Here is a 22888-nt window from a genome sequence, read left to right as displayed (position 1 = left end):
GGGACATGCCCAGCCTTAAGGACCTCAAAAACCGGATCGGAAGCGTCAAGAACACGCGGAAGATCACCAAGGCGATGCAAATGGTCGCCGCCGCGAAACTCCGCCGCGCCCAAGAGGCGGCGGAGGCTGCGCGCCCCTATGCCGAGCGGATGCACTCCGTGATGGCCGGGCTCGCGGCCTCGGTGCAGGGATCGGACAATGCGCCGCGCCTGCTCTCGGGGACCGGTTCGGACCGGGTGCAGCTTCTGGTGGTCATGACCGCCGAACGCGGCCTGTGCGGTGGCTTCAACGCCAATATTGCGAAGCTCGCGCGCCAGACGGCTGACAAGCTGCTGGCCGAGGGCAAAGAGGTGAAGATCATCACCGTCGGCAAGAAAGGCCGCGATGCGCTGCGCCGTGAATACGGTCAGTACTTCATCGGCCATGTCGATCTGAGCGACGTCAAGCGCCTGAGCTATGACGACGCGCAGAAGATCGCCCGCGACCTGATCGGCCGCTTCGACAAGGGCGAGTTCGACGTCGCGACGATCTTCTTCTCGCTCTTCGAGAGCGTGATCGCGCAACGCCCGACCGCGAAGCAGATCATCCCCGCTTCCTACGAACCGGAAGAGGGCGAAGAAACGCCGAGCGTGAATTACGACTACGAACCCAGCGAGACGCAGATCCTCACCGACCTGCTGCCGCGTGGGGTCGCGACGCAGATCTTCACGGCTCTGCTGGAGAACGGTGCCTCGGAACAAGGTGCGCGGATGTCCGCGATGGACGCTGCGACGCGCAATGCGGGCGAAATGATCGACAAGCTGACGATCGAATACAACCGCACGCGCCAGGCCGCGATCACCAAGGAACTCATCGAAATCATTTCGGGCGCCGAGGCGCTCTGACGGAACCGGAGAAAAACAGACATGGCAAGCAATGGTAAAGTGACCCAGGTCATCGGCGCCGTCGTCGACGTGCAGTTCGACGGCGAGCTGCCTGCGATCCTCAACGCGCTGGAAACCGAGAACAACGGCAAGCGCCTCGTTCTCGAAGTGGCTCAGCACCTCGGCGAAAACTCAGTGCGCACCATCGCGATGGACGCGACCGAAGGTCTCGTGCGCGGCGCCGAAGTGAAGAACACCGGCAAGCCGATCTCGGTGCCGGTCGGCAACGCCACGCTCGGCCGCATCCTGAACGTGATCGGTGAGCCCGTGGACGAGAAGGGTCCCGTGGAAGCGGAAGAAACCCGTGCCATCCACCAGCCCGCGCCGAACTTCGAAGCTCAGGCGACGTCCTCGGAAATTCTCGTGACCGGCATCAAGGTCATCGACCTGCTCGCACCCTACTCCAAGGGCGGTAAGATCGGCCTGTTCGGCGGCGCTGGCGTCGGCAAGACCGTTCTGATCATGGAGCTGATCAACAACATCGCGAAGGTGCACTCGGGTTACTCCGTGTTCGCCGGTGTGGGCGAGCGGACCCGTGAAGGGAACGACCTCTATCACGAGATGATCGAATCCAACGTCATCAAGCCCGACGATCTGTCGAGCTCGCAGGTGGCACTGGTCTACGGCCAGATGAACGAGCCTCCGGGTGCGCGTGCGCGCGTCGCTCTGACCGGTCTGACCCTGGCAGAGCAGTTCCGCGACCAGTCGGGTACCGACGTTCTGTTCTTCGTGGACAACATCTTCCGCTTCACGCAGGCGGGTTCCGAGGTGTCGGCACTTCTGGGCCGCATCCCCTCGGCAGTGGGCTACCAGCCGACGCTGGCCACCGACATGGGCGCGATGCAGGAACGCATCACCTCGACCAAAGCCGGCTCGATCACCTCGATCCAGGCTGTCTACGTTCCGGCTGACGACCTTACCGACCCGGCTCCGGCGACCACCTTCGCCCACCTTGACGCCACGACCGTTCTGTCGCGTGCGATTTCGGAACTCGGCATCTACCCGGCCGTGGACCCGCTGGACTCGTCCTCGCGTATCCTCGATCCGGGCATCGTCGGCGAAGAGCACTACAAGGTCGCGCGTCAGGTGCAGGAGATCCTTCAGCGCTACAAGGCTCTGCAGGACATCATCGCCATCCTCGGCATGGACGAACTGTCCGAAGAGGATAAGCTGACCGTGGCACGTGCCCGTAAGATCCAGCGTTTCCTCTCGCAGCCCTTCGACGTCGCGAAAGTGTTCACCGGTTCGGACGGCGTTCAGGTTCCGCTCGAAGACACCATCGCGTCGTTCAAGGCGGTTGTTGCAGGCGAATACGATCACCTGCCCGAAGCGGCCTTCTACATGGTTGGCGGCATCGAGGACGTGAAAGCGAAAGCCGAGAAACTCGCCGCTGCGGCGTAAGGAGGCATTATGGCCGACACGATGCAATTCGATCTCGTTGCGCCCGAGCGCAAGCTGGCCTCGGAAGAGGCGGCGGTCGAGGTCATGGTGCCCGGCGCGGATGGTGACCTCACGGTCATGCCGGGCCACGCCCCGATGCTGACCACGCTGCGTCCGGGAAAGCTGACCATGGTGACGCGGTCGGCAACCCAGAGCTACGCGGTGACGGGTGGCTTCGCCGAGATCACCCCCGAGGGGATCACGGTTCTGGCCGAACGTTCGCTGCCTGCGGAAGAGTTCACCAAGGAAGTGCACGAGCGCCTCATCGAGGAAGCCCGTCGCGTCCATGACGAGGCGCATCCTTCGGTGGCCGACATGACCGCGAAGCTTCTGGCCGACATGGAGGCCCTCGGCTCGCATATGCTGGGCTGAGAGCTTTCGCGATAAGATTTAGGAAGCCCCGGTTTTTCCGGGGCTTTTTATTGCCTGCAGTTCGAGTAAGCTCTGCCTCAGGTTGAAAGGAAGAGGCCCTCTCGCGATGATCACGATCGAAAGCCACCGTCTGGGAATGCAACGCGGCTCGCTCGTGCTGTTCTCCGATTTTCAGGATGGCGGCGCCATGTGGACGGGCGAGGGCCCGCGCGAGTTGCGCAAGAAGGTCGCCTTCCCCGAGCCGTTCCGCGCGCCCCCAATGGTGCAGGTCTCCCTGTCGATGTGGGACGTGGACAGCAAGCACAATTCGCGGATGGATATTTCGAGCGACGGCGTCACGCCCGAGGGCTTCGTGATCGTCTTTCGCACCTGGGGGGACAGCCGCGTGGCACGTGTGCGTGCCGACTGGCTGGCGTTGGGCGGGGTCTCGCATGAAGATGATTGGGATATCGACTGAGCCGCGTCGATAAGACCGATGAAAAACGCCCCGCCGATCGGCGGGGCGTTTTCCAATGTGTGGGGGAAGGCGGTTCGCAAACCGCCCCGCCTGACGATCAGTCGAGCGCTTTGAAGTTGAGCGCTGCGCCTTCGTCCTTGATGCCCGAGAACCAGCGCGCCGTAACGGTCTTGGTCTTGGTGTAGAAGCGGAAGGCGTCCGGGCCGTACTGGTTGAGGTCGCCGAAAGCCGACTTCTTCCAGCCGCCGAAGGTGTAGTAGCTCAGCGGAACCGGGATCGGGAAGTTGATGCCGACCATGCCGACATTGACGTTCGCCGCGAAGTCGCGAGCCACGTCGCCATCGGCGGTGTAGATCGCGGTGCCGTTGCCATAGGGGTTGTCGACCACCAGATCGAGCGCCTCGTCATAGGACTTCGTGCGCACCATCGACAGGACCGGGCCAAAGATTTCCTCTTTGTAGATGTCCATGTCGGGGGTGACGTTGTCGAAGAGCGACGGGCCGACGAAGAAGCCGTCCTCATAACCCTGCAGCGAGAAGTCGCGGCCATCGACCACGAGGTTTGCACCCTGCTCGACACCCGAATTGATGAGCGACTTGATCCGCTCCTGCGCCTGCTTGGTGATGACCGGACCGTAGTCCACGTCGTCGCCGCCGGTATAGGGGCCGACTTTCAGCTTCTCGATTTTCGGCACGAGACGCTCGACCAGCGCATCCGCCGTGCCGTCACCCACCGGAACCGCAACCGAAATCGCCATGCAGCGCTCGCCAGCGGCGCCGTAGCCCGCGCCGATCAGCGCGTCGGCGGCCTTGTCCATGTCCGCATCGGGCATGATGATCATGTGGTTCTTCGCGCCGCCGAAGCACTGCGCGCGCTTGCCGTTGGTGGCGGCGCGACCGTAGATGTATTGCGCGATCGGGGTCGAGCCCACGAAGCCAACGCCTTGGATCGTCTCGTGATCGAGGATCGTGTCCACGGCTTCCTTGTCGCCGTTGACGACCTGCAGCACGCCATCGGGAAGACCGGCTTCCTGCGCCAGTTCGGCGAGCATGATCGCCGTGGTCGGCACGCGCTCGGACGGCTTGAGGATCATCGCGTTACCGGCCGACAGCGCCGGGCCCATCTTCCAGAGCGGGATCATGGCGGGGAAGTTGAACGGCGTGATACCGGCCACGACGCCCAGCGGCTGACGCATCGAGTAGAGGTCGATACCGGGGCCTGCGTCGCCCGTGTATTCGCCCTTGAGCATCGCCGGCGCGCCCATGCAGACCTCGATCACTTCGAGGCCACGCTGCACGTCGCCCTTCGCGTCGGGGATGGTCTTGCCGTGCTCTTTCGACAGAGCCTCGGCGAGCTTGTCCATGTCGCGCTCGATCAGCTGACCGAATTTCATCATCACGCGGGCGCGGCGCTGCGGGTTGACCTTCTGCCACTCCAGCTGCGCTTTCGCGGCGTCCGCGATCGCTGCGTCGAGCTCGGCCGGGGTGGCCAGTGCGACCTTGGCGATCTGCTCGCCGGTAGCGGGGTTGAAGACTTCGCCGAAGCGGCCCGAAGTGCCCGCAACGCGCTTGCCGTTGATCCAGTGACCGATTTCTTCCATGAGACGCTCCTCCTACAGATAATCTTGGCTTGAGCGCACTCTAGCCTTGCGAAAATGAGCATAAAAGAGGAAGTAGCTCAAAAGCGTTTTGCGTTTTTGCAAAGAGGGGCGTGGTATGGATTGGGACGATCTGCGGATTTTCCTTGCCGTCGCGCGGGCCGAGAGCCTGTCGGGTGCGGGGCGGCGATTGAAGCTGGACGCGGCCACCGTGGGGCGTCGGATCGCGCGGCTCGAAGAGGGGATGGGCGCGAAGCTTTTCGTGAAATCGCCGCAGGGCTATGCGCTTTCCGAGTCCGGGGATCGGCTCCTGCCGCATGCCGAAGCGGCGGAGCAGGTCTTTGCGGGCGCGGACGAGGAAATGTCCGGGATCGCGGGCCAGTTGACCGGCCAGCTGAGGATCGGCGCGCCCGATGGCTGCGCGAATTACCTTCTGCCGCAGGTCTGCGCGAAGATCGCCGAAGAAAATCCGGGGCTGGAGATTCAGGTCGTCGCCCTGCCGCGCGTCTTCAACCTCTCGAAGCGTGAGGCGGATATGGCGATCGCGGTATCGCGCCCGACGGCGGGCCGTCTGACCGTGCAAAAATTGAGCGATTATCATCTCAGCCTCGCCGCCCATCGCGACTATCTCGCGAAAGCGCCGCCAATTACCTGCAAGGAGGATCTCCGTCATCACCGGATGATCGGCTACATCCCCGACATGATCTTCGACAAGGAACTGGACTACTTCGCCGAGACCGAGGCAGAGGTGATGGGGCTCGCCTCGAACTCGGCGGCGGTGCAGACGCGGATGATCGAGGCAGGTGCGGGTGTGGGGATCGTGCATGATTTCGCGCTTCCCTTCGCCCCCGGGGTGCAGCGGGTGCTGGGTGGCGAGATCCGGCTCAACCGCGCCTTTTGGTTGATCCGCCACGCGGACGATCGCCGTTCCGAGCGATTGACGCGCTTCGCGGAGGCGCTGGGGCAGGGGCTTCGCGACGAGGTCGCACGGCTCGAACACGCTGCGGTTGAAATATAACTGTTGGCCCCGTGAACCGCAAAGCCGTTGACAAATCTATGAAAGCAGTGGGACGCTCGAGTCTACACGACCTTTTCAGGGAGACGTCGATGCAGGTGATGCAGATTCTCAAGAACAAGGGCGAGATGGAAATTTTTACCGTCGCCCCGGACATGAAGCTGAGCGAGGTAATCGCCAAGCTTGCCTCGAAACGCATCGGTGCGGTGATCGTCTCGCAGGATGGCGAAACCGTGGACGGGATCGTCTCGGAGCGCGATGTCGTGCGCGAGATCGCCAAGCGTGGTGCGGAGTGTCTGGTGATGACGGCCGCGGATGTCATGACCCGTGACGTCAAGCACTGCGCCCCGATGGACAGTACCGAAGAGGTGATGAGCCTGATGACCGAGGGCCGTTTCCGCCACATGCCGGTGCGCGAAAATGGCAAGATGGTCGGTGTGATCTCGATCGGCGACGTGGTCAAGGCGCGCCTGAACGAGCTTCACATGGAGAAAGAGTCGCTTCAGGGCATGATCATGGGCAACTGATGCCGCATTGCAGCACCTTCCCGCTTGCATTTGATTGCGCAATATAGTTGCGTGCGCTGAGCTTTTTGGCGGGCGACGAGGGAGGATGCCATGCGGATCGGTCTTTACCCCGGAACTTTCGATCCGGTCACGCTGGGTCACCTCGATATTATCGAGCGCGCGATGGCTCTGGTGGATCGGCTCGTGATCGGGGTCGCGATCAACCGTGACAAGGGGCCGCTTTTCCCGCTCGAGGAACGCGTCGCCATGCTCCAGGAAGAATGCGCCAAGATCACCGACCGCCGCGGCGGCGAAATCGTCGTGCATCCTTTCGAAAACCTGCTGATCGATTGCGCCAAGGATGTCGGTGCGACCGTGATCGTGCGCGGGCTGCGTGCGGTGGCCGATTTCGAATACGAGTTCCAGATGGTCGGAATGAACCGCGCGCTCGATTCCTCGGTCGAGACGGTGTTCCTGATGGCCGATGCGCGGCGGCAGGCGATTGCTTCGAAACTGGTGAAGGAAATTGCGCGGCTCGACGGGGATGTTTCGAAATTCGTCACCCCCGCCGTGCGCGATGCCTTGATTAAGGCTTACGCCAACCGCTGATCAGCCTTTCGAGGCTGACTTGCCGGATTGCTGCGATTTCTGCTGCATCTGGGTGCTGCCGCTCGCATTCGCCGAGGCTTTGGCGGCGTTGCCCGCCTGCTGCGGCAGGTTGTCGAGCCCCCATTGGTCGATCACGACGGAATCCTCGACGCCTTTGAGCGCAAGGTTCGCCTCGTAGTAATTGCCCGACTTGATGAGCTTCGACGCATCCTGCAGATGGGTGAGCGAAGACTTCGCGGGCACCAACGCCGCCGAGATCGACACATCGATATCGTTATCCTTCAGCGTCTTGGCCGCCGCCTTCGCATTGCCTTTCGCCATCTGCTGATTGGCCTTGCCGACTGCCTTCTGGTTCTCCGGCGTCACGGTGAAGCTCTCGCCAAGCGCGATGGAGCTGTCGAAGGGCAGGTAGGTCACGCCTTTCGTGCCAGCCTTCGAGGGCACGCCCCATTGGCTCTCGGCTTTCTCGGCGGCCTGCATTTTCGCAGTGGCGTCCTTGGTCATCTTCGTCGCCATGTCGGTATTGCCGTCGAAGATCGCCAGCCGCGCGGCGCGTACTTCGCGCATCGCGGTGTAGGCGTCGTCGACCGTGGTCAGCAATTCCTTGTCGGTGGAACTCGCCGTGGTCTGCGAGACCGCGTCATTACTTTGGCTCTGGCTGCTCTGGATCGCGCTCCCCCCGGAATTGCTGTTGGAATTCGTCGTGGCCGCGGAGGCCATCTCGAAGCCCGCGGGACCCGCGATCAGCGCGGAGGAGAGGGCGAGGGCGAGGAATTTCTTGCTGCGTTCCATGGGATATTCCCTTTCGTGATGGGGTTCAGCTAAGGCGGAGCCGCCGGGCGGCGCGCTCCATGACCCTGAAACGTCCCCGATTTCAAAGGGTTCTATCACCACGCATCAAGGCTCACGGCGCGCCCGAGAGGGGCCGTGCGCCCTCTGTGAGCCGTGTGTGAGAGGTGAACGCGAAAAGGGCGGCCCAACTTGGACCGCCCTTCGTCATCTTCGCCTTGCCGGGGCAGCGCCCCGATCACGTCAGATCAGCTTGCCCATCGCGACGGCGGTATCCGCCATGCGGTTGGAGAAGCCCCATTCGTTGTCGTACCAGCTCAGGATGCGGACCATGCGGCCCTCCATCACCTTGGTCTGATCCATGTGGAAGATCGACGAATGCGAGTCGTGGTTGAAGTCGCTGGAGACGTTGGGCTTCTCGGTATAGCCGAGGATGCCTTTCAACGGGCCGTCCGCTGCTGCCTTGATCGCGGCATTGATCTCTTCGACGCTGGTGTCTTTTGCGGCCTCGAAGACCAGATCGACGACCGAGACATTCGGCGTCGGCACGCGGATCGCGACGCCGTCGAGCTTGCCGTTGAGCTCCGGCAGCACGAGGCCCACGGCCTTGGCCGCGCCGGTCGAGGTCGGGATCATCGACAGTGCCGCGGCGCGGGCGCGGTAGAGATCCTTGTGCATCGTGTCCAGCGTCGGCTGGTCGCCGGTGTAGCTGTGGATCGTGGTCATGAAGCCCTTCTCGATCCCGATCGCATCGTTCAGGACTTTCGCGACCGGCGAGAGGCAGTTCGTGGTGCAGGACGCGTTCGAGACCACGAGGTCGTCCGCGGTCAGTGCGCCGTCGTTGACACCGAACACGATCGTCTTGTCAGCGCCGCTGGCCGGGGCCGAGACCAGAACCCGCTTCGAGCCGTTCTCGAGGTGGAAGGCTGCCTTTTCGCGCGCGGTGAAGATACCGGTGCATTCCAGCGCGACATCGACATCGCCCCAGGGCAGTTCTTTCGGGTCGCGGATCGCGGTGACCTTGATCTTGCCGCGGCCGGCATCGATCCAGTCTTCGCCGGTCGTGACTTCCTGCGGGAATTTGCCGTGCACGGAGTCGAATTGCAGCAGATGCGCGTTCGTCTCGACCGGGCCGAGATCGTTGATCGCGATCACCTCGATATCGGTGCGACCCGACTCGATGATCCCGCGCAGCACGTTGCGGCCGATGCGACCGAACCCGTTGATGGCAACTTTAACCGTCATATCCGTCTCCTCTGGCTGGCTGCCCGGCAGGGAGTTGCACGGGCAGGTCTTCCGTTAACGCTAACAAGCGCGTTCAGCGCCAAAGGTCAACGGGGTTACACCCTGAAGCTAGCGCCAGAACGCGACATATTGAACGAGATCGACGATTTTTTTCGCCAGAAAGAGCAGGATCCGGCCGTCATCGGCCAATACATCCGCCAGAATGAGAAATATGAGGAGGCCCCCAAGCCAGAGCGCGATCCGATTGGTCATCTATTCCCTTCGCGCGCCCTTGCCCGGCGCGTCAATGCACAAGTCGCCCCATCGCCCCGGCCACATCGGCCATCCGGCAGGAGAACCCCCACTCGTTATCGTACCAGGCAAGGACGCGGACAAGCTTGCCCACGACCTTGGTCTGGTCCGGCGCGAAGATAGAGGATTGCTGGGTGTGGTTGAAGTCGATCGAGACTTTCGGCTCGGGGTCGTAGCCCAGCACCATGCCCATGTAGCCGGCGGCGGCTTCGCGGACGATCTCGTTCACCTCGTCGCGGGTCACGGACTTGCGGGCCTCGAAGGTCAGATCGACTGCGGAAACATTGGGGGTCGGAACGCGCAGCGCGGTGCCGTCGAGTCGGCCCTTCAACTCGGGCAGCACTTCTCCCAAGGCTTTGGCAGCGCCGGTCGAGGTCGGGATCATCGCCATCGCGGCGGCGCGGGCGCGGTAGAGATCCTTGTGGCGGCGGTCGAGCGTGGGTTGATCGCCGGTATAGGAGTGGATCGTCGTCATCACGCCCGATTCGATGCCGATCGCGTCGTTGAGCACCTTGGCGAGCGGGGCGAGGCAGTTTGTGGTGCACGACCCGTTCGAAACGACGTGATGCGCCTGAGTCAGTTCGCGATGGTTGACGCCGTAGACGACGGTCTTGTCGGCATCGGTCGCGGGCGCGGAGACCAGCACCCGCTTCGCGCCGCGACCCAGGTGGACTGCGGCCTTGTCGCGGGCGTTGAACTTGCCGGTACATTCGAGGACGACATCGACGCCGTCCCAGTCGAGTTCTTCCGGATCATAGGTCGACATCACGTCGATCGGGCCGCGCCCGAGGTCGAGCGTGTTGCCCGCGACTTTCACCTGTCCGCCGAACCGGCCGTGGACGGAGTCGTATTTCAGGAGATGCGCGTTGGTCTCGATCGGGCCGGTGGCGTTGATCTTGACGACCTGCACGTCGTTGCGTGCGGCTTCCGCGATATGCGCGAGCGTGCAGCGCCCGATGCGGCCGAAGCCGTTGATGCCGATGGTGACGGTCATGATGATCTCTCCGAAGCGCGTGATTTCGGCGCTGGATACCATTGCATGCAGAGTGAGAAAAGGTTTTGAAACAGTATGTTAGCGTAAACACGCGGTGTTTGCGATAACATTGCGGGGCAGGGCGGGACTTTGAGGTGAAGGGCTTCGCCAGACGGGACTCTGCGACAGAATCTTTCGTTCAATCCTCATCTTCCGCGACGAGGAATATCTCGCCCGCCGCTTCCATCTCCCGAATGGCGGCGACGACCGAGCTCATCGCCTCTTCGGCGTCTTTCTCCTTCACCTTGCCGAGATTCGCCATTTCGTCGCGCAGCGATTGCGCCATGCGCTGGGACATGTTCGTGAGAATGAACTCTGCCGAGGGTTTAAGCGACCCGGTCGCCCCGGCAAGTGCGACGGTCAGCTGCGCCTGATCGACGACTCGGAGCACTTTCGGGATATCGCGCGCGTCGATGCGGGCGGGGATGTTGGCAAAGGTGAAGATTGCCTTCTTCACCTCGTCGGCGAATGTCTTGTCCTCCTCCTCGAGCCCCTTGAGCACCGCGTCGCGGGTCGCAGATGCGGAGTAGTTCAGGATCGCGCCGACCCTTTCCACAGGACCGGCATCGAAAGCTTTCGGCGGGGCGGCATCGAGTTGCGCGGCAAGCGCCTGCCCGATGCGCAGCACCGTTTCCGGCGCGACATTCCCGGTCAGCGAGACGGCATAGGCGATCCGGCGCGCCTTCTCTCCCGGCAGGAGACCAAGCAGCTCCGCCGATTTCGCGACCGAGAGCTTCGACAGCATCACGGCGCCCACCTCGACGCTTTCGCCTTCCAACACGGGTAGAAGTACCTCTGCCGAGAGGCCCGCGATCCGCTGCCACGGGTCGCCCCGGGAGGAGCCGAGGGCCAGTCGGCGCAGTCGGTTCGAGGCCGAGGGCGAAAGCTGCCCATCGAGCAGCGACAGCGCCCCTTCCAGCCCACCGGGGAAGGCGAGGCCGACCGCCTCCAGTTCTTCGCAGAACTCCTCGACCACGCTGACGACGGTGTCGCGATCGACGAGGCGCAACTGCGCCACGGTCTCGGTCAATTCGGTCTGTTGATCGTCGCTCAACTCCGTCAGCGGAAGTTTCAGCCCTTCGGAGGCGAGCAGCCGCACGATGATCGCAGCTTTCTGGCGCCGCGACAGCGGCCCGGCGCGGGCAGCTTTGTCGCTGGCCGAGTCGGACCCGGGCATATGGCCGAGCGCCATGGGCGCGATCGCATTCACCGCGAGAACCTCCGTGCTGGGCATCGGCCGCGCGGGCGGCCAATGCGGTTTCGCGGTCAGCTTTGCACGGAGGACGTTAAGACGGACTTACCGTCTCAGCGGTCAGCTGGATTGCAGGACGCAGGCATTCGCGTCCTTATCCCAGACCTTGCCCTGCGGGCAGGACATGGAGGCCTGATGATCGCCGTAGCATTCGGCGGAAGCCACGAGCGGTGCGAAGATCAGCACGGTGGCTGCAAGGATGGTTCGGATCATCTGCAATCTCCCTTTGCCAGATGCCCTAGGGTAAGCCCGAATCACGCGCGCCGCCTATAGTCTGTCGACATAGGCGGCGCGAAACGGGCTTGGGTCTCGATTATTCGCCGAAAACGCGGGCAAAAATCGTGTCGACATGCTTGGTATGGTAGCCCATGTCGAATTTTTCGTTGATGCCGTCCACGCCGAGCGCGGCCACGACGTCCTTGTCGGCCAGCAGCTGCTCGCGGAAATCGACGCGGTCTTCCCAGACCTTCAGCGCATTGCGCTGCACCATCGCATAGGCGTCTTCGCGCGATACGCCAGCCTGGGTCAGCGCCAGCAGGACGCGCTGGCTCATCACGAGGCCGGGGAACTTGTTCATGTTCTCCAGCATGTTCTCTGGGTAGATAATCATCTTGTCGACGACACCGGCGAGACGGTTCAGCGCGAAGTCCAGCGTCACGGTGGCGTCGGGGGCGATCCCGCGCTCGACCGAGCTGTGCGAGATGTCACGCTCGTGCCAAAGCGCCACGTTCTCCATCGCCGGGATCACGGTCATCCGCACGAGGCGGGCGAGGCCGGTGAGGTTCTCGGTCAGGACCGGGTTCTTCTTGTGCGGCATCGCCGAAGAGCCCTTCTGGCCCATCGAGAAGAATTCCGCGCCTTCGAGCACTTCGGTGCGCTGCATGTGGCGGATTTCGATCGCGACGTTCTCGATCGACGAGGCGATGACGCCCAGCGTCGCGAAGAACATCGCGTGACGGTCGCGCGGGATCACCTGCGTCGAGATCGGCTCGGGGCGCAGACCCAGCATCTTGCAGACATGTTCTTCGACGCGCGGGTCGATATTGGCGAAGGTGCCGACAGCGCCCGAGATCGCGCCGGTGGCGACTTCTTCGCGGGCGGCCGCGAGGCGCGCCTTGTTGCGGTCCATCTCTGCGTAGAAGCGCGCGAATGTCAGGCCCATCGTGGTGGGCTCTGCATGGATGCCGTGCGAGCGGCCCACGCGCACCGTGTCCTTGTGCTCGTAGGCGCGCTTCTTCAGCGCTGCCAGAACCTTGTCGAGATCGGCCAGCAGGATATCGGCGGCGCGTACCAGCTGCACGTTGAGGCAGGTGTCGAGCACATCCGACGAGGTCATGCCCTGGTGGACGAAGCGCGCTTCGTCGCTGCCCACGTGCTCGGCCAAATGGGTGAGGAAGGCGATCACGTCATGCTTGGTGACGGCTTCGATCTCGTCGATGCGGTCCACGTCGAATTCGACATCCTTGGCCTTCCAGACGGCCTCGGCATTCTCTTTCGGGATCACGCCCAGCTCGGCCTGAGCGTCGCAGGCATGCGCCTCGATCTCGTACCAGATCTTGAACTTGGTGGCGGGTTCCCAGATGTCGACCATCTCTTTGCGGGCATAACGCGGGATCATCGGCGGCCTCTTGATTGCGTGTGGTTGCGCGCTTGTTAGACTGCACCTGCCTTTGGGGCAAGGGAGAGCCAATGCCGCAGCTGTCGGATTTCGAGGGGGACTGGGTGCTGACGCGCCGTATTCTGCATGCGGATGGCACCGAGGCCCGGTTCGAGGGCCGCGCCAGTTTCGCGCCCGAAGGGGTCGGGCTGCATTATCGCGAGAGCGGCGAGTTGATGATGCCGGGCGGCCAGAGCTTTCATGCCGAGCGCAGCTATTTCTGGCGGCTGGAGGCGGGGCAGATCGCGGTCGCGTTCGAGGATGGGCGGCCTTTCCACAGCTTCGATCCACTGAAGCCCACCGCAAGCCATTGGTGCGATCCCGATGACTACCGCGTCAGCTACGATTTCGAGGCCTGGCCCGCATGGCGGGCGATCTGGCGGGTGCAGGGGGCGCGCAAGGATTACCAGATGATCTCGGACTATGTGCGCGGCGCGGGGCCGCCCTGACGAGGGCCTCTTGTCGTGGGCCGCGGCGCGCGGCAATCTGCGGGGATGAAAGACCTTGTCGCCACACCGATCCTGCAAAACCGCCTGAGCTTCGCGCCTTGGGCCGATCCGCGCACTCGGCGGCTGCCAGGTGTGATCCCGGTGACATATGAGGACTGGCTGGAGGTCGATGATGCCTATGCCGCCCAGATGGGCCTGCGCGACCGGCTGATCGGGGAGGCGCGCGATCTGGTGCTGGGCCTGTCGGAGCACGGACGACCTGCGGCGGAAGAGCTCTACGATCTGATCCTGCCGATGCTTCCGGCGCTGGGATTTGCCAGCGACGCGGAGGCGGTCACGCGGCCCGATGGGGCGACAGTTGCGCTGGATCGCACGGACCCGCTCGCCACGCTCGGGCGGCTGCTGCAATGCGATCTATGCCTGATGGAAGCCGACCCCGACGCGTTCGGCCATCCCGAGCATGTGCTAACCGGCGGTGTGCTGTGTTTCCCGTCGGGCTGGACGCTGCGCGAGAAATTCATGCGCCCGATGATGCGCATTCACGAACCGATCGAGATCTACACCGATGATCTCGGCAAACGGGTGCAGCGCTTGCTCGATGGCGTGCGTGAGGGCAGGGGGCTGATGCGTGGAACTGCCTCGCGCTCGGCGGCACATCTGCATGATCCACGCTCGGAATACGAATTCGCCCACGCGCCCGCTGACGCCCCCTATATTAGGGTCGAGCGGCAATGCCTGTTCCGGCTGCCGCGCACGAATGCCGTGATCTTCTCGATCCACACGCAGGTCGTCCGACCAGAAAGCCTCAGCCCGGATCAGGCGCAGGCCTTGGCCGAGCACCCGATCCGGCAGGCGGATTAAGCTTCCTGCATCAGCCGCCAGCGCGTCTCTGCCATATCCTGCGAGACCATGCCGGGGATCAGCAGCGCGTCGATCAGCCACCACAGGCCTGCAAGGCCGAGCGGGATGAAGCCGATCAGGATGGGCGACAGAAGCGTGCCGATCCCGGTCAGCGCCAGCATCACCACGCCGGAGAAGACGCGCCCCATATACATCCGGTGCACGCCAAGCATGGGCAGCATGAACCACAGCACATAGCCCAGCAGGGCCGACTTCTTCTCATTCGCGACGCGCTGCTCGATATAGAGCGCGCGGGCATCGTCTCGGGTCATGTTAATCTCCATAACATCTTCTTAGCCGATATGGGCAGTTGCGCCGCGGGATCAAGAGGGGGCGAAAATTCCGCCATGGCGGCGGGGCGACGCAGGCGTCCGGATTTATAAGTATTTAACCAAAAGTTACCTAAGGGCAGCGTAGCGCCATTCGCCTTATGCGCGAGTGCGGCGAGGCTGCGGATTACCGCAGTCAGGAAGAAATGTAACATATAAAACAACAAGATAAAAAACGGTGATCAACGACTTGTGATTTTTTATCGAGATCCGTTTATGGGCCGGAGCCGCAACAATTGGCGGCTTTCGTCACAATTATGGACGAATCAAAGGTAAAAACCGGGTTAAAGAAAAGCGGGCTCGAAGGTTCGCACTTTGAGGCAGTCAATAGGGAAGAAAATGTCGGATCTCTCGACCAACTTCGAACTGGCAAATGCGACGGGCGCGACCCGGACAGGAGCGCGTATTCTGCGCTACGAAGGCATGGGAAAGCGCCTTTTCGACATTCTCGCCGTGGTCGCGATCCTTCCGGTTCTGCTGCCGCTGATCGCGCTTCTGGCGCTCGCGGTGCGCGCCGATGGCGGTCCCGCCTTCTATTCGCAGATACGCGTCGGGCAGGGCGGCAAGCGGTTCCGCTGCTACAAGCTGCGCACCATGCATGTCGATGCCGAGGCGCAGCTCGTGCGTATGTGCAACGAAAACCCGGCGCTCGCGCTGGAATGGTCGGTGAACCAGAAGCTCGACGACGATCCGCGGATCACGCGTATCGGCCGCTTCCTGCGCCGCACCAGCCTCGATGAGCTGCCGCAGTTCTTCAACGTGCTCTTCGGTTCGATGAGCCTTGTGGGGCCGCGCCCCTTCATGCTCGATCAGGAGGCTAGCTACAAAGGCGCCATGGGCCGGGCCTATTACAAGATGCGCCCCGGCATCACCGGGCTGTGGCAGGTCGCCGGGCGTTCGACCACCGCCTTCGTGGACCGTGTGCGCTTCGACGAACGCTACTACGCGAAACTGTCGCTGCTGACCGATCTGTGGCTCTGCCTGATGACCGTCGCCGTGGTACTGCGCCAGACGGGCAAGTAATTCCGACACCGGTTGCGAGAGAGAGACGGCTTGTAACCTGCCAACGGGCGCTCCCATCGGGGCGCCCGTCTTGGTTCAATTCGCGACTTGCAGGAAGCGCAGCCCGCCCTTGTCGAGCCATGCCGCGCTCAGGAGCCCGGTTTCATAGGCGCCGGTATCGACCGCGATGCGGCCCTGATCGGCCATGGGTTGATCGACGACCCAATGGCCGAATGCGATCCAGACCCCGTCGCGCCGCGTCATCTGCCCGAACCGGGGATGGCCCCAGAGCAGCGCATCGCGGCTTTGGCGTTCCATCGGGTGATAGGGATCGGCCCCGGCATGGGTCGCGGCGAACCGCCCCTCGCGCCACATCGCGGGCCGCGCATCGAGCCAGGCCAGCAGATCGGGCCCCAGCGCACGCGCGAGATCCATCCGCACCGCGTCGAGCACCTCGAGGTCGGTCTCGTTGGGATCGGGCGGCGCGATGCCATAGCTTTGCAGCGTCTGCGCCCCACCGACGCGCAGCCAGCCGGCCGTGCGTGCGTCGGGCGCGAGCAGGAAATCGAGCATCATCCGCTCGTGATTGCCCATCAGACAGATCATCCGCGAGGGGTTCGCAAGCTGCGCCGCATGGAGTGTCGCCAGCACCCGCGCCGAATTCGGGCCGCGGTCGATCATGTCGCCGAGCGTGATGATCCGGGCCTTTGCGCCTTCCGGTTCCTGCCCGATCCGCTCGAACATCTTGGCCAAGAGATCTGCGCGGCCGTGAAGGTCCCCGATCACGCAGATCGGCGCCTCCGGACGGGGCAGACCATTGGGTGCCGAGGAGGGAGCGGTCTCTGGTTTGAGACGGGAGAGTAGAGAGCGCAACATATGGGGAAATCCGGAGTTATGCGGGGTGGAAACCAACGCGTGGCTGGGACATAACCGTCGCAAGACGTGAGCGAAAGGGGCTCACATAAAAATGGGCGGCAAACCGCCCCCGTGGCAAGGGCGGGTCTTAAGCGGCATGGCGAGACGCATTCTGATCGTGGTGGAGAACCTGCCGGTGCCGCTGGACCGCAGGGTCTGGCTGGAGGCCACGACATTGCGCGCCGCGGGCTACGAGGTCTCGGTGATCTGTCCGATGGGGCGCGGCTGGGACGCGGCTTATGAAGAGATCGAGGGCATCCATATCTACCGCCATCCCGCACCACCCGAAGCCCATTCCGGCGCGGTCGCCTACGCGCGGGAATACTGGCACGCGATCAAGGCGTGGTTCCGGCTGGCGAAACAGGTGAAGCGCGAGCGCGGCTTCGACGTGATCCAAGGCTGCAACCCGCCCGACCTGATCTGGCTTCTGGCGTGGCGCTACCGGCTGTCGGGCGTGCGCTACATGTTCGACCACCACGACGTCTGCCCGGAGCTGTTCGAGGCCAAGTTCGGCAAGAAGGGGCTCCTGTGGGCCGTGATGCGCATCTGGGAGCGGATCACCTTCGCCAGCGCCTCGGTTTCGATGGCCACGAATGAGAGCTTCCGCAAGATCGCGATCACCCGCGGTGGCATGGCCCCCGAGGACGTGTTCGTCGTCCGCTCCGCCCCTCGCGTCGAGACCTTCTTGCCCGGACCCGGCGATCCCGCCTATCGCAAGGGCGCGAAGACCGTGCTTGGCTATATCGGCGTGATCGGCCAGCAGGAGGGGATGGACCTGCTGGTTCAGGCGGTGGAGCATCTGGTGCGCAACCTCGGCCATACCGATCTGCATGTGGTGATCGTGGGCTTCGGCCCCGAACTGCCTAACGTGGAGGCCGACGTCGCCGCGCGGGGCCTGAGCGAGTCTTTCACCTTCACCGGCCCGCTTTACGGGGAGGATATGCTCGCGGCGATGAATGCGATCGATATCGGCGTCGCGCCCGATCCGAAAAACGCGATGAACGACATTTCCACCATGAACAAGGTCATGGAATACATGACGCTCGAGAAGCCTTTGGTGCAGTTCGACCTGACCGAAGGGCGGGCCTCTGCAGGGGAGGCCGCGCTTTATGCACGTGCCAATGATCCGAAGGACTTCGCCGCCCGGATCGCGGCGCTGATCGAGGCGCCCGAGCGCGCGCGTTCGATGGGTCGGCTGGGCCGGGCGCGGGTGCTCGATGCGCTGTCCTGGGATTTCTCGGCGCGACAGCTCCTTTCGGCCTATGACCGGATATTCTCCAAGATGGAGAAATAAAGCCTGAGATCAGGCTAGACTGTTTCTCCTAAATCGTTACTTTCGCTTGATTTTCGCCAAGATTCCAGTTGCGCGCGGCCCCAATTGCGCCACAAACTCAAGGGGCGAGCAGCGTTGCGGTTCGCGCTGTTTCATTCGGCATTCGGCTTGGAACCTGTATGGCGCATTGGAGGACATCGGCGGTGGCGTTTGCCGCACTGGTTGTGACCGGTGTGGCCAGCTCTTCTTTCGCGGGTGATCTGCGCGAAACCGCTCCGACTTCAATGCCCGGTCAGACGGGCCGCTCGCTTTACGATCCGGTGGCCCATGCGCTCGCGATCGGGCTGACGCCTGCGATGGCAGATGCGCGCGTGGACCGCGCGATCAAAGCCGTGGAAACATGTCCGCTCGTCTTCGACACCCGTAACCCGATCCCGGGTTGCTGGGGCGGGACCGTCGCGCTGGGCTCGTAGGCCCGTCACTCTGGAATCGAGGCGCTCAGCCGGGGCAGGGACTGCCCGATGAAACGTGTAAGGCGCCGGTCGGCCGCGCGGATATCCTCATCCTGACGGATCGGCGTGACATAGCGTACCAGCGCGCCATCGGTTCGTCCGCGCGTGAGGCCATCCGCGATCACCGACAGCTTCGCGCGCCAGTCACTCGTCATCGCGCGGCCACGTCCGTCGAACCAGTAATACACCAGTTGCCTGTTGAGCCCCTTGGTGATGATCGCGCGGTTGACCTCGAAGGGGGCGCGGTGGGGCAGGGCAATGCGATGCGGGCGGAAGGCGCTGACCTCCCAGCCACCGACGGGCAGGCACACCTCGGGCGAGTGGATGCCGTCGCCTTGGCTCTGATCGGCATACCAGGCGACGAACAGGTTCACCGGCGCGTTCTGAGCGGGATCGGCATAGACCGCGTTGAGATAATCGCTCGCCGCTAGGACTTGCTCGGTCGCAGGCTCCAGCGGGCGGCGCGTGCCCTGCCAGCTATCGATCTGAGTCGGGAAGGACGACAGGGGCGCGCGCTCCGGCGGGAGCGTCGTCATCTGCGGCAGGCCCGACCAGAGCACCAGCGCGACCCCCGTGAGGATGACCGCCAACCCCAGATCGCGCGACGGTGCGAGGTTGCGCAAGCGGCGTGCCTCAGGCGCAAAGCGGCGATAGTCCAGATCGAGCGCCTCGGAGAGCGGTTTCGGCTCGGCCACGAGCCGCTGCAGCCCGATCGCGGTGAGGCTGAGGATGGCGATCGCCGCGCCGAAGATCACCCAACCCTCGAAGACATGCAGAAAGCCCTCGGCCTGCTCGATGCCGTAAGCGTCGACGAGGATCGCGACCATGCCGATGCGCAGCGAATTGAGCCCCACCGTCAGCGGCGCGGCCAGCGCGAACAGCACGGCTTTGTGCCAGAACGGCCCGCGATAGAGGATGCCGAACAGGTAGGAAAAGCTGAGGATCGGGAAGAGGTAACGCAGCCCCGAACAGGCATCGGCCACCTGCAGCTTGTAGACGCCGAGGTCGATGACGTTGCCGCTCAGATGCACTGGAATGTCAGCGGCGCGCACCAGCATCACACCCAGCTCGGACGAGACGAGCTGGAGGGCGATGGTGAGTTTCCAGTAGAGGATCTGCGGCAGCGGCAGCATGAAGATCAGATGCAGCACCGGCTTCCAATGGCGTTTGCCCGCCTGCCAGCCCATGCTCAGCAGCACCACGCCCATCGTCCAGATAATCAGCGCATAGGTCACGAGGTCGGCGATCTGCGCGCGCGCGCCGAAGACAGCGAGGGAGAGCGCCACTGCGATCACCGTGACGCCTTGCCAGCGCTGCGGGCGGGCGTCCAGTTGCTGCGGCGCGTGGTGCAGTTCGCGCGCGAAAAGATAGAGCGAAATCAGCGGGATCAGCGGCCCGTGGCTGTATTCCGGGGTGGACCACGCAGCCCCTAGGCTGGCCAGCCCCAGTGCGAAGAACGGATAGGAGAGAATGGCCAGCGTCAGCAGGCCGAGCGCACCCCATGGCAGGGCACGCACCTCGCGCAGAGGGGGGCTCGTGGTGATCATCTCGACTGCTCGCTCATAGGCCGTCTGACGCGGCGCTTTCACATGAGCTTACCCTGCGAGAGCTTTGATCCAAAGACAAAATCAGCGCTGGTCCGGGGCCCGGCGCGGGGTGTTGCCCGACGAGCCCGCCCGCGCGGTCCCGGTCAGCGCTGCAAGCTGCTCCTGCGCGCCTTGCATGGCGGGCGGCAGTTGCGCGCCGGCCAAGCGCAGCGCATCGCGCAAGGCGGCCTCGGCCAGGTCTGTCTCTTCCAGCGCGATCAGCACGGCGGCGTAGTGATATTGCGCCAGCGCGTTCTCCGGCAGCCCGGCCGCGGCAGCGGCAAGAAGGGGGCGCGCGGCGCCGTAATTTCCCAGCCGGTATTCTGTCCAGCCATAGGTGTCCTTGAAGGCAGGTTCAGGTCGCTCGCGGAAGCGTTTCGCGATCCGGGCCGCGCGCTCGAGGCTGGGCCGGTCGTCGCGATGGCTGCTCAGCAGGCTCGCAAGGTTATTGGCGACAATCAGGTCGCTGCTGTCGCGCGTGTAGAGATCGTCATAGGTCGCGATCGCCGCGTCGAACCGGCCCGATTTCTCTTCCGACCGCGCCCGGTAGAGCAGTAGCACCGGATCGGCCTGCGGAGCCTTCTCCAGAGCGGTCTGGATCACCGCAAGCGCGTCGCCTTCGCGCCCTTGAGACGCAAGCAGGCGATAGAGCTGGCGCGCGGGACGCGGATCGGCGGGGGTTTCATGCATCAGTGTGCGCAGCGCCGCCTCCGCCTGATCGGTGTCGCCCCGGATCGCGGAGAGATTGGCCGCCAGCAGGCGCAAGCCGCGATTACCGGGCTGTTGCTCCAGTTGAGCGTCGAGATAGGCGCGGGCCTCGGCCCCACGTCCGGAGGCCAGTTGCGCCTGCACCACCGCCGAGACCGCCGCTGCGGAGACTGCCGTGGCCGTTGTGATGCCGTCGTCGCCGGGGCCGGACGCCTGCACCAGAGTTTTCAACGTCTCTATCGCGCTCTCGCTTCGCCCGCGCCCGAGGAGGATCGCGGCACGGATCGACTGCGCCAACCCCTCGGTGCCCGGCGCGGCAAGCGCGGCGAGCCGGTCGGCACTGCGATGGGCGAGTGCCCAGTCGTGATCGGCCAGTGCCAGATCGGCCTGTCGCTTGAGCAGGCCCGGGCTGTTCGGAGTGACCTCCACGGCCTCGGCCAGAACCGTCCGCGCGGCACTGGCGCGGTCGTGCGCGAAGAGGAAATCGACATAGCGGATCGCCTCCGGCGCGGCGCGGCCCGCCGCGTCATAGGCTTGGCTGAACTGCCCCAGCGCGAGATCGGGGGCGCCGTCGCGCAGATAGGTCTCGCCCAGCAGGGTCAGGGTCTGCGGGTTGTCGGGGGACTGTTGCAAGGCGCTGCGCAGATCGGTGATCGCGAGATCGGTGCGATCTTCCTCGATCCGCCAAGTCGCGCGCTGTTGCAGGGCAGGGACGTTTGTCGGGTCGGTCTTCAGGATGGCCGCAATCTCGGCCTTCGCCTTTTCGCGTTGCCCGTCGTGGTCGAGCATACGGGCGTAAGCGGTGCGGACCTGACGCATCTCCTCGCTGTCGGGATGGCGGGTGATAAGTGCCTGCATCCGCGCAAGCGCCGCTGCCCGGTCACCCGCCTGAAAATCCAGATCGGCGCGCATCGCGGTGAAGATCGCCTCGTTCGGCTCGCCCTGCGACTGCGCGATCAAAGAATCGAGTTCCGCCCGCGCAGCGTCGGCCCCTTTTGCGCGGGCCAGAAAGCGCACCAGTTCCAGATAGCCGCTGGTCTGCCGGTCGCGATCGGTCGCGAGCTTGTGCAGGAAACGCGCGGCCCCCGCCGGATCGTCGCGCAGCACATACCATGCGATCAGCGCGGTGCGGGTCTTCGTGTCCTCGGGGAACAGCCTCTGCATCGCTTCGAGCTGTGCGCCGATCTCGGCGCTTGAGCCATGTTTCGAGATCAACTCCAGCTTAAGGACCTGCAAACGGTATTGCGCCGGGTCGCGGGTCAGCGCGGCATCGAGGGCTGTAAGCGTCGCCGTGTCATCGCCTTCCGCGTTTCGCGCGTCGATCAGTACGTGCCAGCCGGTCAGGATCTCCGGATGCGCTTCGGTCAGTGCTTCGGCCGTCGCTGCGATCTCGGAGCGGCGCGCGGTATCGCGCGACAGGCTGGCGTCCCGCAGGTCGAGCGCAAGCTGCACCGCCTGCGGGACGGGATCGTCGGGCGCGAGTTCCTTGACCGCGTCCACCTCTTCCTGCGCGCGGGGCAGGTTGCCTGTGCGCAGCGACAGCTCCGCAAGGATGCGATGGACATCGACGGTCTCTGGATATTGTTCGAGAAGGCGCAGATACTGGCTGAAGGCTTCCTGCAGCCGTCCCTGCGCCAGCAGCAGATCGGCATAGGCGCGCCGCGCGGCCTTATGCGTGCCGTCATATTCGAAGACATTGCGCAGCTCGACCATCGCGCGGACCGGATCGCCTTCGGCCAGAAGCGTCTTGGCCGATTGGTAATGGGCCTCGGCCTTGTCTTCGTCACTCTTGCAACCGCTCAATGCGAGCGCTGCGCAAAGCGCGAGACAGCTCGCGCGCGCATACTGGTATCGGGGCATCTGTCTTGCCTGTCTGCTGCTGCGCTCTGATCGGCGCTTGGCAAGAAGGCTAGCTGCTGCGACGTCAACTATAAAGAGATTTGAACATCCTACCCCTGTCTAAATGGCCAGTTTTTCGAGGGATAGACGCGTTTTTGCGACAGTTTGGCTGTAACTTCTCACGATTTC

The 22888-nt window shown here is 63.8% G+C and carries 24 protein-coding genes; 12 read left to right on the top strand and 12 right to left on the bottom strand.

From position 1 onward, the window contains the following. The first annotated feature begins 5 nt into the window (after positions 1-5). The 4 genes from B6V72_RS12555 to B6V72_RS12540 all read left to right on the top strand — a co-directional run bounded on the left by B6V72_RS12555 (position 6) and on the right by B6V72_RS12540 (position 3192). Complete coding sequence (locus B6V72_RS12555) at positions 6-884, top strand: F0F1 ATP synthase subunit gamma (protein WP_075774503.1); 879 nt, start codon at positions 6-8, stop codon at positions 882-884. Between the two features lie 21 nt (positions 885-905). Further along, entirely contained in the window at positions 906-2324 is a 1419-nt protein-coding gene (gene atpD, locus B6V72_RS12550; protein ID WP_075774504.1) for a F0F1 ATP synthase subunit beta, read from the top strand. 9 nt (positions 2325-2333) lie between these two features. Continuing rightward, positions 2334-2735: a F0F1 ATP synthase subunit epsilon gene (locus tag B6V72_RS12545; RefSeq protein ID WP_088718889.1), complete on the top strand. Its 402-nt coding sequence runs from the start codon at positions 2334-2336 to the stop codon at positions 2733-2735. 106 nt (positions 2736-2841) lie between these two features. Further along, positions 2842-3192, top strand: a complete 351-nt coding sequence (locus B6V72_RS12540; protein ID WP_088735714.1) for an H-type lectin domain-containing protein — start codon at positions 2842-2844, stop codon at positions 3190-3192. Positions 3193-3289: 97 nt separating this feature from the next. Here B6V72_RS12540 and B6V72_RS12535 read toward each other — a convergent pair whose 3' ends face one another. Beyond that, complete coding sequence (locus B6V72_RS12535; protein ID WP_075774507.1) at positions 3290-4792, bottom strand: CoA-acylating methylmalonate-semialdehyde dehydrogenase; 1503 nt, start codon at positions 4790-4792, stop codon at positions 3290-3292. A gap of 115 nt (positions 4793-4907) precedes the next feature. On the opposite strand from B6V72_RS12535, the gene B6V72_RS12530 reads away from it, so the two are divergent. The 3 genes from B6V72_RS12530 to coaD all read left to right on the top strand — a co-directional run bounded on the left by B6V72_RS12530 (position 4908) and on the right by coaD (position 6919). Then, positions 4908-5807 carry a LysR family transcriptional regulator gene (locus B6V72_RS12530; RefSeq protein WP_075774508.1) on the top strand — a complete coding sequence of 300 codons (900 nt, stop codon included), beginning with the start codon at positions 4908-4910 and terminating at the stop codon, positions 5805-5807. An 89-nt stretch (positions 5808-5896) separates the two neighbouring features. Continuing rightward, a complete protein-coding gene (locus B6V72_RS12525) occupies positions 5897-6331 on the top strand; it encodes a CBS domain-containing protein (RefSeq protein WP_075774509.1) in 435 nt (144 codons plus the stop codon). A 90-nt stretch (positions 6332-6421) separates the two neighbouring features. Beyond that, positions 6422-6919, top strand: coding sequence for a pantetheine-phosphate adenylyltransferase (coaD, locus tag B6V72_RS12520; protein ID WP_088721770.1), 498 nt, complete (start codon positions 6422-6424; stop codon positions 6917-6919). Here the strand turns inward: coaD and B6V72_RS12515 are convergent, their stop codons facing one another. From B6V72_RS12515 to purB, 7 genes are all read right to left on the bottom strand, one after another. Next, positions 6920-7711 carry a YfdX family protein gene (locus B6V72_RS12515; protein ID WP_075774511.1) on the bottom strand — a complete coding sequence of 264 codons (792 nt, stop codon included), beginning with the start codon at positions 7709-7711 and terminating at the stop codon, positions 6920-6922. 240 nt (positions 7712-7951) lie between these two features. Continuing rightward, positions 7952-8953 (bottom strand): type I glyceraldehyde-3-phosphate dehydrogenase, encoded by a 1002-nt coding sequence (gap, locus tag B6V72_RS12510; protein WP_088721768.1) that lies wholly within the window; start codon positions 8951-8953, stop codon positions 7952-7954. A gap of 108 nt (positions 8954-9061) precedes the next feature. Continuing rightward, positions 9062-9205 carry a hypothetical protein gene (locus B6V72_RS19200; protein WP_088718884.1) on the bottom strand — a complete coding sequence of 48 codons (144 nt, stop codon included), beginning with the start codon at positions 9203-9205 and terminating at the stop codon, positions 9062-9064. Positions 9206-9236: 31 nt separating this feature from the next. Beyond that, entirely contained in the window at positions 9237-10238 is a 1002-nt protein-coding gene (gene gap / locus B6V72_RS12500) for a type I glyceraldehyde-3-phosphate dehydrogenase (protein WP_088726917.1), read from the bottom strand. 178 nt (positions 10239-10416) lie between these two features. Further along, positions 10417-11454 (bottom strand): FliG C-terminal domain-containing protein, encoded by a 1038-nt coding sequence (locus tag B6V72_RS12495; protein WP_240497731.1) that lies wholly within the window; start codon positions 11452-11454, stop codon positions 10417-10419. 135 nt (positions 11455-11589) lie between these two features. Next, positions 11590-11742 carry a hypothetical protein gene (locus B6V72_RS19195; protein WP_157771572.1) on the bottom strand — a complete coding sequence of 51 codons (153 nt, stop codon included), beginning with the start codon at positions 11740-11742 and terminating at the stop codon, positions 11590-11592. A 100-nt stretch (positions 11743-11842) separates the two neighbouring features. Continuing rightward, positions 11843-13147, bottom strand: coding sequence for an adenylosuccinate lyase (purB, locus tag B6V72_RS12490; RefSeq protein WP_075774513.1), 1305 nt, complete (start codon positions 13145-13147; stop codon positions 11843-11845). Positions 13148-13218: 71 nt separating this feature from the next. On the opposite strand from purB, the gene B6V72_RS12485 reads away from it, so the two are divergent. Together B6V72_RS12485 and B6V72_RS12480 are read left to right on the top strand one after the other, a co-directional pair. Beyond that, complete coding sequence (locus tag B6V72_RS12485; protein ID WP_088735713.1) at positions 13219-13635, top strand: DUF6314 family protein; 417 nt, start codon at positions 13219-13221, stop codon at positions 13633-13635. A gap of 45 nt (positions 13636-13680) precedes the next feature. Continuing rightward, entirely contained in the window at positions 13681-14496 is an 816-nt protein-coding gene (locus tag B6V72_RS12480) for a DUF3445 domain-containing protein (protein WP_088735771.1), read from the top strand. On the opposite strand, the gene B6V72_RS12475 is transcribed toward B6V72_RS12480, so the two are convergent. Further along, on the bottom strand, positions 14493-14807 hold the full coding sequence (locus B6V72_RS12475) for a TM2 domain-containing protein (protein ID WP_075774515.1): 315 nt from the start codon (positions 14805-14807) through the stop codon (positions 14493-14495). The genes B6V72_RS12480 and B6V72_RS12475 overlap by 4 nt on opposite strands. A 396-nt stretch (positions 14808-15203) precedes the next feature. Between B6V72_RS12475 and B6V72_RS12470 the strand changes: the two genes are divergently transcribed. After that, complete coding sequence (locus B6V72_RS12470) at positions 15204-15887, top strand: sugar transferase (protein WP_077701185.1); 684 nt, start codon at positions 15204-15206, stop codon at positions 15885-15887. A 75-nt stretch (positions 15888-15962) separates the two neighbouring features. Here the strand turns inward: B6V72_RS12470 and B6V72_RS12465 are convergent, their stop codons facing one another. Beyond that, positions 15963-16652, bottom strand: a complete 690-nt coding sequence (locus B6V72_RS12465) for a metallophosphoesterase (protein WP_240497026.1) — start codon at positions 16650-16652, stop codon at positions 15963-15965. Positions 16653-16878: 226 nt separating this feature from the next. On the opposite strand from B6V72_RS12465, the gene B6V72_RS12460 reads away from it, so the two are divergent. After that, positions 16879-18075 carry a glycosyltransferase family 4 protein gene (locus B6V72_RS12460; RefSeq protein ID WP_088735712.1) on the top strand — a complete coding sequence of 399 codons (1197 nt, stop codon included), beginning with the start codon at positions 16879-16881 and terminating at the stop codon, positions 18073-18075. A 182-nt stretch (positions 18076-18257) separates the two neighbouring features. Then, positions 18258-18527, top strand: coding sequence for a hypothetical protein (locus B6V72_RS12455; RefSeq protein WP_088726797.1), 270 nt, complete (start codon positions 18258-18260; stop codon positions 18525-18527). Between the two features lie 5 nt (positions 18528-18532). On the opposite strand, the gene xrtD is transcribed toward B6V72_RS12455, so the two are convergent. Next, positions 18533-20113 (bottom strand): VPLPA-CTERM-specific exosortase XrtD, encoded by a 1581-nt coding sequence (xrtD, locus tag B6V72_RS12450; protein WP_088735710.1) that lies wholly within the window; start codon positions 20111-20113, stop codon positions 18533-18535. 81 nt (positions 20114-20194) lie between these two features. Next, positions 20195-22720 carry a tetratricopeptide repeat protein gene (locus B6V72_RS12445; protein ID WP_088735709.1) on the bottom strand — a complete coding sequence of 842 codons (2526 nt, stop codon included), beginning with the start codon at positions 22718-22720 and terminating at the stop codon, positions 20195-20197. Between the last annotated feature and the right edge of the window lie 168 nt (positions 22721-22888).

This window comes from Thioclava sp. F34-6 (assembly GCF_002213235.1).
Classification (GTDB): Bacteria; Pseudomonadota; Alphaproteobacteria; order Rhodobacterales; family Rhodobacteraceae; genus Thioclava; species Thioclava nitratireducens.
Note: the sequence above shows the minus strand (reverse complement) of the source record. Positions and strands in the feature narration are given on the sequence as shown.

Bases quoted from the DNA above. Each gene is read 5' to 3' on its own strand.
- B6V72_RS12555 (WP_075774503.1), top strand. From the start codon at position 6: ATGCCCAGCCTTAAGGACCTCAAAAACCGGATCGGAAGCGTCAAGAAC.
- gap (WP_088721768.1), bottom strand. From the start codon at position 8,953: ATGACGGTTAAAGTTGCCATCAACGGGTTCGGTCGCATCGGCCGCAAC.
- B6V72_RS12475 (WP_075774515.1), bottom strand. From the start codon at position 14,807: ATGACCCGAGACGATGCCCGCGCGCTCTATATCGAGCAGCGCGTCGCG.
- purB (WP_075774513.1), bottom strand. From the start codon at position 13,147: ATGATCCCGCGTTATGCCCGCAAAGAGATGGTCGACATCTGGGAACCC.
- B6V72_RS12445 (WP_088735709.1), bottom strand. From the start codon at position 22,720: ATGCCCCGATACCAGTATGCGCGCGCGAGCTGTCTCGCGCTTTGCGCA.
- B6V72_RS12485 (WP_088735713.1), top strand. From the start codon at position 13,219: ATGCCGCAGCTGTCGGATTTCGAGGGGGACTGGGTGCTGACGCGCCGT.
- B6V72_RS12525 (WP_075774509.1), top strand. From the start codon at position 5,897: ATGCAGGTGATGCAGATTCTCAAGAACAAGGGCGAGATGGAAATTTTT.
- B6V72_RS12495 (WP_240497731.1), bottom strand. From the start codon at position 11,454: ATGCCCGGGTCCGACTCGGCCAGCGACAAAGCTGCCCGCGCCGGGCCG.
- B6V72_RS12530 (WP_075774508.1), top strand. From the start codon at position 4,908: ATGGATTGGGACGATCTGCGGATTTTCCTTGCCGTCGCGCGGGCCGAG.
- gap (WP_088726917.1), bottom strand. From the start codon at position 10,238: ATGACCGTCACCATCGGCATCAACGGCTTCGGCCGCATCGGGCGCTGC.
- B6V72_RS19195 (WP_157771572.1), bottom strand. From the start codon at position 11,742: ATGATCCGAACCATCCTTGCAGCCACCGTGCTGATCTTCGCACCGCTC.
- coaD (WP_088721770.1), top strand. From the start codon at position 6,422: ATGCGGATCGGTCTTTACCCCGGAACTTTCGATCCGGTCACGCTGGGT.
- xrtD (WP_088735710.1), bottom strand. From the start codon at position 20,113: ATGATCACCACGAGCCCCCCTCTGCGCGAGGTGCGTGCCCTGCCATGG.
- B6V72_RS12545 (WP_088718889.1), top strand. From the start codon at position 2,334: ATGGCCGACACGATGCAATTCGATCTCGTTGCGCCCGAGCGCAAGCTG.
- B6V72_RS12535 (WP_075774507.1), bottom strand. From the start codon at position 4,792: ATGGAAGAAATCGGTCACTGGATCAACGGCAAGCGCGTTGCGGGCACT.
- atpD (WP_075774504.1), top strand. From the start codon at position 906: ATGGCAAGCAATGGTAAAGTGACCCAGGTCATCGGCGCCGTCGTCGAC.
- B6V72_RS12515 (WP_075774511.1), bottom strand. From the start codon at position 7,711: ATGGAACGCAGCAAGAAATTCCTCGCCCTCGCCCTCTCCTCCGCGCTG.
- B6V72_RS12480 (WP_088735771.1), top strand. From the start codon at position 13,681: ATGAAAGACCTTGTCGCCACACCGATCCTGCAAAACCGCCTGAGCTTC.
- B6V72_RS19200 (WP_088718884.1), bottom strand. From the start codon at position 9,205: ATGACCAATCGGATCGCGCTCTGGCTTGGGGGCCTCCTCATATTTCTC.
- B6V72_RS12470 (WP_077701185.1), top strand. From the start codon at position 15,204: ATGTCGGATCTCTCGACCAACTTCGAACTGGCAAATGCGACGGGCGCG.
- B6V72_RS12460 (WP_088735712.1), top strand. From the start codon at position 16,879: ATGGCGAGACGCATTCTGATCGTGGTGGAGAACCTGCCGGTGCCGCTG.
- B6V72_RS12540 (WP_088735714.1), top strand. From the start codon at position 2,842: ATGATCACGATCGAAAGCCACCGTCTGGGAATGCAACGCGGCTCGCTC.